We start from the raw sequence: 11,372 nt of genomic DNA on the forward strand, positions 1-11,372 counted from the left end.
AAATCCGGCCCCCGCAACCAACACTTCTAAAAACAATAAACACCCTTAAGGGTGTTTTTTTGTATCTGCCGTTTGTGAATTTGCCGGGCATTTCACCCGGCTAAAAACCTACCCGCGCCGCGCCAGCGTCGCCCCGTCTGAGAAATACGCCCGTATCCCCGCCAGAATCGACTCCGCCACCTCCTGCTGGAACTTTGCCGTCTTGAGCTTACGCTCTTCTTCAACGTTACTGATAAACGCGGTTTCTACCAGAATGGACGGGATATCCGGTGCCTTCAGCACCGCAAACCCGGCCTGCTCAACGCTGTTTTTGTGCAGCTTATTGATGTTCCCCAGCTTGCCCAGCACCGCTTTACCAAACTTCAGGCTGTCGTTAATGGTCAGGGACTGCACCATGTCGAACATGGTGTGGTCGACGTAGCGGTCGCCGCTTTTGCTCACGCCACCGATCAGGTCCGAGGCGTTCTGGGTGTCCGCAAGGTATCGCGCCGCGGTACTGGTCGCGCCCTTGGTTGAGAGCGCAAACACCGACGAGCCGCTCGGCTGGCGGCTGGTAAAGGCATCCGCATGGATCGAGACGAACAGATCGGCACGCTGCTTCTGCGCTTTCGCCACCCTCACCTTCAGCGGGATAAAGACATCCTCATTGCGCGTCATGTAGGCGCGCATATTGCCCTCTTTATCAATTAACGCCTTCAGACGACGGGCAATTTGCAGCACCACGTCTTTTTCACGCGTATGGTATTTCCCCACCGCACCGGAGTCTTCGCCGCCGTGGCCGGGATCGAGCATGATCACAATCGGACGATCGCGCCCTGCTTTCCCCGGCTGCGGGCCGCTTTGCGCAGGCGGCACCTGACGCTGAAGATCGCCTTTGTTGTAATCCTCCAGCAGGGCGAGAAGCGGATCCTGAATATCCGTCGCATTCGCCGGGTAAAGATCCATCACCAGACGCTCTTTAAACGTCGCGACGGGCGCCAGGGCGAACAGCTGCGGCTTAACGTTCTGCTTAAGCTCAAACACCATGCGCACGGTTTGCGGATCAAACTGACCGACGCGCGCCGATTTAATAAACGGATCGTCACCGCGGATCTGCGCCGCCATGCCTTTCAGCACGGAGTTGAGGTTCACCCCTTCGAGATCCACCACCACGCGTTCAGGGTTGCTGAGGGCAAATTGCTTATATTTCAGCACGCGATTGGATTCAACCGTCACGCGCGTATAGGTCGACGACGGCCAGACGCGCACCGCCACCACCTGACTCGTGGCGGCAAGACCGACCTGGCTGACGCTAAGCAACCACATTGCCCCGGCCCCTTTTAACAAACGGCGGCGGCTTATTGCTGAATTGGATCCCGACATGCTTCTCCCGAGCAAGAAAACAAACTGATATACAAAAGTGCAGATTGACCGAAAACTTTAACGAATGACGCATAAACTGTCATCTATAAAAGGGTAAACAATCATACGTTAACGCACGGATTACTTATTAATTTCTGTAGGTCGCAGAAAATTTGCACTTGCACACGCGCCCACAATCGAATAAAAATACATAAATTACGAATAAACATTCATTAAGGGTTGTGCCATGGTGAAGGAACGTAGAACCGAACTGGTCCAGGGATTCCGCCATTCTGTTCCCTATATCAACGCCCACCGGGGAAAAACGTTTGTCATCATGCTGGGCGGCGAAGCCATTGAGCATGAAAATTTTTCCAGCATCGTCAATGACATTGGCCTGCTGCACAGCCTCGGGATCCGCCTGGTGGTGGTCTATGGCGCGCGCCCGCAGATCGACGCCAACCTGGCCGCTCACCACCACGAGCCGATTTACCACAAACATACCCGCGTCACGGATGCCAAAACCCTGGAGCTGGTGAAGCAGGCGGCGGGTCTGCTGCAGCTGGATATCACCGCTCGCCTGTCGATGAGCCTGAACAACACGCCGCTACAGGGCGCGCATATCAACGTCGTGAGCGGCAACTTTATCATTGCCCAGCCGCTCGGCGTGGACGATGGCGTGGATTACTGCCACAGCGGCCGCATTCGTCGTATTGATGAAGAGGCCATTCACCGTCAGCTCGACAGCGGTGCCATTGTGCTGATGGGGCCGGTGGCGGTTTCCGTAACCGGTGAAAGCTTTAACCTGACGTCCGAAGAGATTGCCACCCAGTTGGCGATCAAGCTGAAGGCGGAAAAAATGATTGGGTTTTGCTCCTCCCAGGGCGTCGTAAACGATGAAGGGGTGATTGTGCCGGAACTCTTCCCGAATGAAGCGCAGGCCCGCGTTGAAGCGCTGGAAGCCGAAGGGGATTACCACTCCGGCACCGTCCGCTTCCTGCGTGGCGCCGTGAAGGCCTGCCGCAGCGGCGTGCGCCGTAGTCACCTGATCAGCTATCAGGAAGACGGAGCTCTGCTGCAGGAGCTGTTCTCCCGCGACGGTATTGGCACCCAGATTGTGATGGAAAGTGCGGAGCAGATTCGCCGCGCGACCATCAACGATATCGGCGGCATTCTGGAGCTGATCCGTCCGCTGGAACAGCAGGGTATTCTGGTTCGTCGCTCCCGCGAGCAGCTGGAGATGGAGATCGACAAATTCACCATTATCCAGCGCGATAACCTGACCATTGCCTGCGCCGCCCTCTATCCGTTCCCGGAAGAGAAAATCGGAGAAATGGCCTGCGTGGCGGTGCACCCGGATTACCGCAGCTCTTCACGCGGCGAAATGCTGCTTGAGCGCGTGGCGGCACAGGCGCGTCAGATGGGGCTGAGCAAGCTGTTCGTCCTGACGACGCGCAGCATTCACTGGTTCCAGGAACGCGGGTTCACGCCGGTGGATATTGATTCTCTGCCGGAAACGAAGAAAGAGATGTACAACTATCAGCGCCGTTCGAAAGTGCTGATGGCCGACCTGGGGTAATCCTTTCTTTGCCGGCGTCGTTCAGAGAGAGTCAAATATCGCGCTCAGCCCGCTTCGGCGTTCCGTGCGGGTGGCAATCGCCTGTACCAGCACCCGTTCATCGGTATACAGCGACAGGCGCTGACGCGCGCGCGTAATAGCGGTATAGATCAGCTCGCGGGTAACGACAGGGGAAAGCTGTGTGGGCAGGATAAGTGCCGCATGGTTAAACTCAGAACCCTGGGATTTATGCACCGTCATCGCCCAGGCAGTTTCATGCTCGGGCAAACGGCTCGGCTGGAAGGACTTCACGCTACCGTCCGGCATCTGGAACCAGACGCGAAGCCCCTGCCCGCGATCGAGCGCAATCCCGATATCCCCGTTAAACAACCCCAGCGCGCTGTCGTTGCGGGAGATCATCACCGGCCGGCCTTCATACCAACGCGAGTGCGGAGTACGGTTGATTTTACGCTTTTGCGCCAGCAGCTGTTCCAGCCTGTCGTTCAGGCCGCTGACGCCAAAGGGCCCTTCCCTCAACGCGCAGAGCAGCTGGTATTCGCCAAACGCGGCAATGACCTGCTCCGGCGTGCTTTGCTGCTGTACGCCCGTCAGAAAATCTTGGTACCCCAGCAGGGCGTCATCCAGCATCGCCTGATACTCTTCCCCGGTTTGCAGCGATTTTTTCTCAATATCGGTAAAGGTACCTTCAAATACCGCACAGGTAGCGTGCCGGTCGCCCCGGTTCACCGCCGCCGCAAGCTGACCAATGCCGGAGTCGCTGCCAAAACGGTAGCTTTTTTGCAGCAGACACAGGCTGTCGCGCAGCGCCCCCGCAAGTAAATGGTTTTCAGCCGCGAGCGAACATCCGGTCAGGCGCGCCAGCTCCTCAGCGCGTTCAGCGGTATACCCCAGGCTGGCATAGGTGCAGATATCGCCCAGCACGGCCCCGGCCTCAACGGAGGCAAGCTGATCGCGGTCGCCGAGGAAAATGACGCGCGCGTGCGGCGGCAACGCATCAATCAAACGCGACATCATCGTCAGGTCAATCATCGATGCTTCATCCACCACCAGCACGTCCAGATGCAGCGGGTTACCGGCATGGTAGCGCAGACGCTGGCTACCCGGCTGCGCGCCGAGCAAGCGGTGCAGCGTGCTGGCTTCGTTAGGGAAAAGCGCAAGCCGCTCCCCGGTAAGCGGCAGTTTTTGCAGCGCGCCGCCTAACGACTCCGTCAGACGTGCAGCCGCTTTACCGGTGGGTGCCGCCAGGCGGATACGACACTTTTGCTCACCCGATAACTGAATCAGCGCGGCAAGCAGCTTAGCCACGGTGGTCGTTTTACCGGTGCCCGGCCCGCCCGAAATCACCGATATTCGCCGCGTTAACGCCACTGCTGCCGCCACTTTCTGCCAGTCTGTCTCGTCGTCAGAGGTAAACAGCGTATCCAGCGTTTGCCGGAGCAGTGCTTCATCGCACGGGAGCGGAGCATTGGTCTCGCTGAAAAAGCGCGCCACCGTCAGTTCGTTACGCCACAGCCGGTTCAGATACAAACGCTCACCCGTCAAAATCATTGGCGTACCGGTATCGGCGCTGCTGACGGCGGGCGAGCGGAGTAATATTTCTTGCCAGTCCACTGCCTCACCCAGAAGCGCGAAACACGCCTGTAAAGCCGGCGGCATTTTCTCATCCACCACCAGACGTGAAAGCGGCAGACAGACATGCCCTTCTCCCGCATCTTTACTCAGGATCGCCGCGGCAAGCATGACGGCAGGCTCTTCGCCCGCCACCATCATGGCAAATTGTAAGTCCAGGTGGCGAAGTGCACGTTGTTCAATTGCGTCCAGCAGTAGCGCCTGCATCGTCATGCTACTTCCTCCGTGCTTGCAGCAAACAAGTTATCCATCTTTTCAATCAACTCCACAGCCGGACGGGTGCTGAAGATACCCGAACGCGGGTCGTTAGCATCCACGCCGCGCAGGAACAGGTAAATGACGCCGCCAAAATGATCTTCATAGCGATAATCGGCCATGCGATGGCGCAGGTAACGGTGCAGCGCCAGGGTGTAAAGCTGATACTGCAGATCGTAGCGATGCATTTGCATCGCTGAGGCCATCGCCTGCTGGGTATAGGCTTCGCTGTTTGCCCCCAGCCAGTTCGATTTGTAATCCAGCAGGTAGTAGCGCCCTTCGTGGCGGAAAACCAGGTCGATAAAGCCTTTCAGCATCCCCTGCACCTGGCGGAAATTCAGCGGCGGACACCCGGCGGATAACGGATCGTACTCGCGGATCAGCGCATCAAGCGCCTCGGCCTTGAGCGGGCTGGCGATGGGGAGGTAAAACTCCATCTCCACCTGCTTATCTTTGGCGGTCAGCTGGCTCAGCGAGATCCCCTGCGCCGTGAGCGGCGCGTGCAGAACAGCGCGGATCCATTCAGTGAGAACCGGCTGCCACTGTGCGTCGTAGCCGCCGCTCTGTAACATCTTCAGCACCCACTCTTCTGATACCGGCTGGGTAAAATCCAGCTCTTCAAACAAGCTGTGCAAAAACGTGCCCGGCGAGGCGCCGCGCGGAAACTGATGCGGCGTGAGCGCCGGCTCGACGGGCACGCTCCCGGCCCCAGCGGCATCCACGTCCAGTTTTGGCATCAGATCTTGCGCAATACTCTGTCCGTGCTGCTGTAAACCGGAGTAACTGGTGACGCGCCAGTCGTCAGTGATTGTGCGAGCCACCTCGCGGGCATGCAGCGCTGACTCTCCCTGCTCCGGCGTCTGCCAGCGGCTGCTGTCGGGCTGGGAGGGAATATGCAGGGCAACATGCTCTGAGCAAAGTGATTCGATGCACTGGCGCAGCCCTGCGGCATCTTTAGGCTCGCCGCGCTGAATAAGCCGCCCCAGCGCGCTCAGATGAAAATCACTCTCGCCGCTCTTTTCGCCACGGCGACGGAACAGCGGCGCGACGCCCAGGGAACAGTGCCAGACCGAACGGGTCAGCGCCACATATAGCAGGCGCAGGTCTTCCGCGAGACGCTCGGCTTCGGCCAGCTCGACGCTGGACTCCGCGTTGCTGAGGTCGAGTACCGCTTCGAACGACTCGCGATCGTGGTAAAAAGCCTGGTCCTGTACGCGATAATTGGCGATAAACGGCAGCCAGACCAGCGGATACTCCAGGCCTTTCGACTTGTGAATGGTGACGATCTGCACCAGATGTTTATCGCTCTCGAGGCGCATCTGCTGGCTGGAAGAATTGTTGTTAGGGTCGGCAATCTGCTGGGCCAGCCAGCGCACCAGAGCATGCTCGCTCTCCAGCTGCGTACCCGCTTCCTGGAGCAGCTCGCTGATGTGCAAAATATCGGTCAGACGGCGCTCGCCGCCCGCTGTCGCCAGCATGTTTTCCGCAATGTGACGATGTGCCATGAGCTCGCGCACCATCGCCATCACGCCGCGCTTCTGCCATTTTTCACGGTAGCGCACAAACTCTTCTACCACGGCATCCCACGCGGATTCGTCAGTATTAAGCGCATCAATGTCACGCGCGTTCAGCCCGAGCATCGCGCTCGCTAAGGCGCTGCGGAGCGTGCTTTCACGCTCCGGGGCCAGTACAGCCTGCAGCAGCCATAGCATCTCGAGGGCTTCCAGCGTTTCAAAAACGCTGTCGCGGTTGGAGAGGTAAACGGAAGGTATATTCAGTAGCGTCAGGGCGTCGCGGATAAGCGCGGCCTCCTGACGGCTGCGCACCAGCACCGTGATATCAGATGCCTTTACCGGGGCTGGTTTATCCTCCTTCCACAGCAGCGCATCGCCGCGCGCGCCTGCGCTGAGCCAGTCCCTAATTTGCGCCGCACAGTGCTGGGCCATAGCATTTTGATAGTCCGCGACGCCCCAGCCTTCCCCGTCAAGTAGCCAGAAGTTCATGGCTGGCTGAGTTTCGCCATTAACCTCGAAGCGCAACGCGGTATTTTTAGGGGCGAACTTGACCGGCTGGAAAGGGATCTCCCGGAACATAAACGCCGTATCCATGCGGCTGAAGAGCGCATTGACGCTTTCCACCATGCCGGGAGAAGAGCGCCAGTTGGTGTCGAGCGTGTAGTGTGCGTCAACCTCGCTGCGGGCTTTCATGTAGGTGAAAATATCCGCACCGCGGAAGGCGTAAATGGCCTGCTTAGGATCGCCGATTAACAACAGCGCGGTGCCGGGCTGCTGGCGCCAGATACGGCGGAAAATGCGGTATTGCTGTGGGTCGGTGTCCTGAAATTCGTCAATCATCGCGACCGGAAAGCGGGTGCGAATCGCGGCGGCAAGCGCTTCGCCATTCTCACTGCACAGCGCCGCATCAAGTCGGCTCAGCATATCGTCGAACCCCAGTTCGCCCCGGCGACGCTTTTCACGCGCGACGGCGTCGCGGATCTCCGTCATAGCGCGAGTGATCATCAGATCGTTGAGCGTCAGGGGCTCCGCCAGCAGGGTTTCAATCGCCAGAAACAGGGGATGTTCAGGCACGATACCGTCGGCTTTGGTCCGCTCAACCAGGAAACGCCGGGAGAATTTCTCCAGCGCATCCGGGAGCTGGTAACCGCGCGTCTCTTCCTGCGCCCACGCGCTGATTTTCTCGATCCATTTGCCCTGGTTGCCGCGATTGAACTTACGTCGATCGATCCCGGAATTCTCGATGACCGCGTCAATCTCACCGACTGACTCAATCCATTTTTGTTTGATGTCGGCAATTTTAGCGATGATTTTTTCATGGCGTGAGGCCAGGGTTTCATCCGCCGGGGGCGGAGATTTGATGACCGGCGCTTCCCCCTGAAGATAACGATCGATGGCGCGCAGCAGTGCTTCTGGCCCCTTCCACAACGCATGTACCGCTTCCGCAATATCCCGCTGTAACGGATAGCAGTGGCGACGCCAGAAATCCGCGCAGGCCTGATAGCGAAGCACGGATTCATCTTCAATAAGCTGTTGCTCAAACAGCATGCCGGATTCAAACGCATTCAGGCTCAGCATGCGCTGGCAAAAACCGTGAATGGTGAAGACGGACGCTTCGTCCATCTGCCTTTCTGCGAGGAGCAGCCACTGGGCTGCCTGTTGCTTATCGGCAATCTCTTCCAGAAGGCTCGCGTAGAGAGGGTTATCCGTGCTCTGGCGCAGACAGGCGATGCGCAGTTCGTGGATATTGGTACGAATACGGCCGCGCAGCTCAGCGGTGGCGGCCTCGGTAAAGGTAACGACCAGCAGCTCTTCAACGCTCAAAGGACGAGGAAAAGCGGCGTTACCGCCAAGGCCTAACAGCAGGCGCAGATAGAGCGCGGCGATGGTGAAGGTTTTTCCCGTTCCCGCTGAGGCTTCAATCAATCGTTCACCCTGCAGAGGTAAACGTAAGGGATCAAGGGACTCAGCGGTATCGGTCATTCTTTCTTACTCCAGGGCATAGATTGCTGCAACGCGCTGACGCTCTTCCAGACTTTCCAGCCTTTCGGGTTCACGTAGTCCGTTTTCCCGTTCTGGCTACCGGAAACCTGAGACAGGATAGTGATGCCCTGCGGCTTAATCACGGCCTGATGGAAGAAATCGGCAGCCTTCTGCGGCGTCAGCTGTTTTATCTCGGCCACTACTTTATCACGCGAATCAAATTTCAGATTACCGCGATCGAAATCTTTGCTCAGCTGTGACGCCTCTTCGCCCAGCGTCTGCGGCGGCTGCATCACCTGCGCGATGACGGCCTGCTGGATCTGAGCAAACTCTTCCGGCTTCATGGCCCGCAGTTTTGCTTCCACCTGCGGGAAGAACGCCTGATAGCGGCGCCAGAGATAGGCCGGCTGTTTGTCGCTGCTTTGCAGCAGGAAGCCCAGCCCCCATTGACGCCCCACGTTCATTGAGAAAGCAAATACCGCATAGCCAAGCTGCTCTTCTGTGCGCAGCTGGTTATAGAACCACGGCTGAATAATCTGACCCAGAACGGCGCTCTGCGCAGAGCTTGCGAATTCATCATAGCCCGTTGGCACAAACACCGCGGCCAGCGCGGAATCGGTGCTGCTCCCCACTTTTTCAAAGATCACATTCTGTTTTTTCTCAACCAGCACGTCCTGGTTACGGCACCACTCGTCCCCTTTCGAACCGAGCTGCGTGCGAACATTTTCTGCCAGCGTTTTGGCCTGATCTTCGCTCATGTTGCCGACGATAAGAAACTCCGGGCGCGTGTTGGTTTTTAGCGAGTCACGGTAAGCCAGCACCTCTTTTAATGAGATTGATGGCAGCAAGGCACGGCGTTCTTCACGCTGGAAATAAGGTATTTGCGACAGCATTTGTGCCGGCATAAGCGCCTGATCGTAAGCTTTGCCCTTTTCTGCAGAATCCATCATCTGCGCATACCAGGATTTAGCCTGCTCAAGCTGCTCTTCCGTTGGCGTGTAGCTGAAGTAACCCTCGAGCAGTGCCTTGAAAAGCTGAGGCAGACGCTGAGTATAGCCATTTGCATTAAGCATCAAACCGTTGTTGGCATTGGTGGAGAAACTGATCCCGCCCACGGCCGCCTGGTTGCTGAGCTGATCGAGCGCGATACCGGCCAGATAGTCATTGAGCGCGAACATCACCTGATTTTTGGCGCTGTTCATCGCTTTCGGGTTACGCAGGACCACGCTGACATCGGCCTTTGGCTCGCTCGCAAAATAACGGCTTGGGGTATACACCACGCGCAGCGTCGGTTCATCAATAATGAGCTTCGGGTGCGGATAATCCTTAGTCGTTTTGATCAGCGAGAAATCATCCGGGATATAGGGGTTCAGCTCCGGCAGCTTCAACGCAATCTCACCGGCCTTCTTCTGCCAGTCGGCGAAGGTCTGGTCACTGATTTTGTCTACCTGATAAGGGGCATCAACAAAGTATGCCGTCTTGTTATGCGGTTCGTTCGGGCTGATGTACCAGATGCGGGCATTTTGCGGCGTCATCATCGCCAGGCGTGCTTTAACCGCCTCGGCATCATAACGATCGGCAATATTGACCGCGTCGAGCGTATGCGCCACCGGCACGCGGATCATAGTATCCGCCAGCCACTCCACGTAATCCATATCGCGGGTAATGGACGGGTAACGGAAATCGAGATCCAGCACGTGCGCCAGTTCATCAAAATAGCGCTTATCGACGCCTTTCTCGCGCAGTAAAGAGAGGTAGCTAAAGATAGCCGCCACCACTTCATCACGGTTGGCCTGACCTTTGTCGGTCAGGGTGGCGGAGATCGCCAGCACGCCGCTGTTGCCGTTTACCACGGGATCAGAATCGGCGCGGATCCCTTCCACCAGCCCCTGTTTTTGCAGCCAGTCAGATAAGGTTCCCGGGCTGCGGTTACCAATCAGGTAGGTCACCAGCTCGTCGGTTTTACTGCGAAACTGGGCTGTGTTGTTATCAATGCGGAACTCAACGCGCAGCACTTTGCGGGGCATGGCAGGGACGTAGTGGATGACGATCCCTTTTTGCGCGTCCGTGACAACCGGTACGTCTATCTTCGGCAGGTCAATATTTTTATTCGCCACCCGGCCAAACGTTTGTGCCGCCAGTCCGGCAAGCTCCGGCAACGGTTTGTTGCTGTAAATAACCGCCTTCATCAGGTTGGCGGAGTAGTATTTGTCACGAAACGCATGCAGGGCGTCAATGACCGGGCTTCCCGGTTTATCGCTCAGCGTCTCCAGGTTACCGCCCGAGAAACGTGAGCCCGGATGCGCCGGGTTGATGGTCTCGGCGCTGACCTGCGCCATACGCATACCGTCCCGGGTACGGGCCATGGTCAGCTCCGCGTTGACGGCATTGCGCTCGCGGTCGGCGTATTTTTTATCCAGCAGCGGCGCGGCGATAGCATCGGCAAGACGATCAACCGCCCCTGCCAGCGCGTCATTTTCGACTTCGAGATAAAAGGCCGTGCGGTACGGTGCCGTGCTGGCGTTGTGGCTGCCGCCGTGCATTTTCAGGAATTCAGAAAGGCTATCCGGCTGCGGATATTTTTTAGAGCCCATCAGCGTCATGTGTTCGAGGTAATGCGCCAGCCCCGGATGCGCCTCAGGATCTTCCAGCGATCCAACCGGCACCACTAACGCCGAGAGGGATTTCACCGCCTGCGGATCGGAAACCAGCAGCACGGTCATACCGTTATCGAGGCGGATAGCCTGATACTGACGGGTATCTTTTTCGCTCTTACGGATAGTTTCCTGAACGGGTTGCCAACCGGAGTCTGCCTGAGTGACGGGAGCCCAAAGGGCGACAAACAAAACAAACGCTTTGAACAAGGTGCTGCCTGGCATTACGACCTCTTTATCACGGCTATCCCGTCATACTTCAAGTTGCATGTGCGTCGGCTGCATGCGTTCACCCCAGTCACTTACTCATGTAAGCTCCCGGAGATTCACGCCCTTGCCGCCTTCCTGCAACTCGAATTATTTAGGGCAAACATCATTAACAAACTGCGTGCTGGACACGCCAACATCTCTTTATTT

At 57.5% G+C, this 11,372-nt stretch carries 5 protein-coding genes; 1 reads left to right on the top strand and 4 read right to left on the bottom strand.

Annotated features, from left to right (window positions below):
* Window positions 1-108 precede the first annotated feature (108 nt).
* Complete coding sequence (amiC, locus tag INF77_RS05200) at window positions 109-1,362, bottom strand: N-acetylmuramoyl-L-alanine amidase AmiC (protein WP_014885071.1); 1,254 nt, start codon at window positions 1,360-1,362, stop codon at window positions 109-111.
* 226 nt (window positions 1,363-1,588) lie between these two features.
* Here amiC and argA point away from each other — a divergent pair, with 226 nt between their 5' ends.
* On the top strand, window positions 1,589-2,920 hold the full coding sequence (gene argA, locus INF77_RS05205) for an amino-acid N-acetyltransferase (RefSeq protein WP_014885072.1): 1,332 nt from the start codon (window positions 1,589-1,591) through the stop codon (window positions 2,918-2,920).
* Between the two features lie 21 nt (window positions 2,921-2,941).
* On the opposite strand, the gene recD is transcribed toward argA, so the two are convergent.
* The 3 genes from recD to ptrA are packed head-to-tail and all read right to left on the bottom strand — an operon-like array spanning window position 2,942 to window position 11,180.
* Window positions 2,942-4,762, bottom strand: a complete 1,821-nt coding sequence (gene recD, locus INF77_RS05210; protein WP_193532046.1) for an exodeoxyribonuclease V subunit alpha — start codon at window positions 4,760-4,762, stop codon at window positions 2,942-2,944.
* Window positions 4,759-8,301 carry an exodeoxyribonuclease V subunit beta gene (recB, locus tag INF77_RS05215; protein ID WP_193532047.1) on the bottom strand — a complete coding sequence of 1,181 codons (3,543 nt, stop codon included), beginning with the start codon at window positions 8,299-8,301 and terminating at the stop codon, window positions 4,759-4,761. The genes recD and recB overlap by 4 nt, the downstream gene beginning before the upstream one ends.
* Window positions 8,298-11,180, bottom strand: a complete 2,883-nt coding sequence (gene ptrA / locus INF77_RS05220) for a pitrilysin (protein ID WP_193532048.1) — start codon at window positions 11,178-11,180, stop codon at window positions 8,298-8,300. Before ptrA ends, recB begins: the two co-directional genes overlap by 4 nt.
* Window positions 11,181-11,372: the final 192 nt, after the last annotated feature.

This window comes from Enterobacter cloacae complex sp. P1B (assembly GCF_014982345.1).
Taxonomy (GTDB): domain Bacteria; phylum Pseudomonadota; class Gammaproteobacteria; order Enterobacterales; family Enterobacteriaceae; genus Enterobacter; species Enterobacter bugandensis.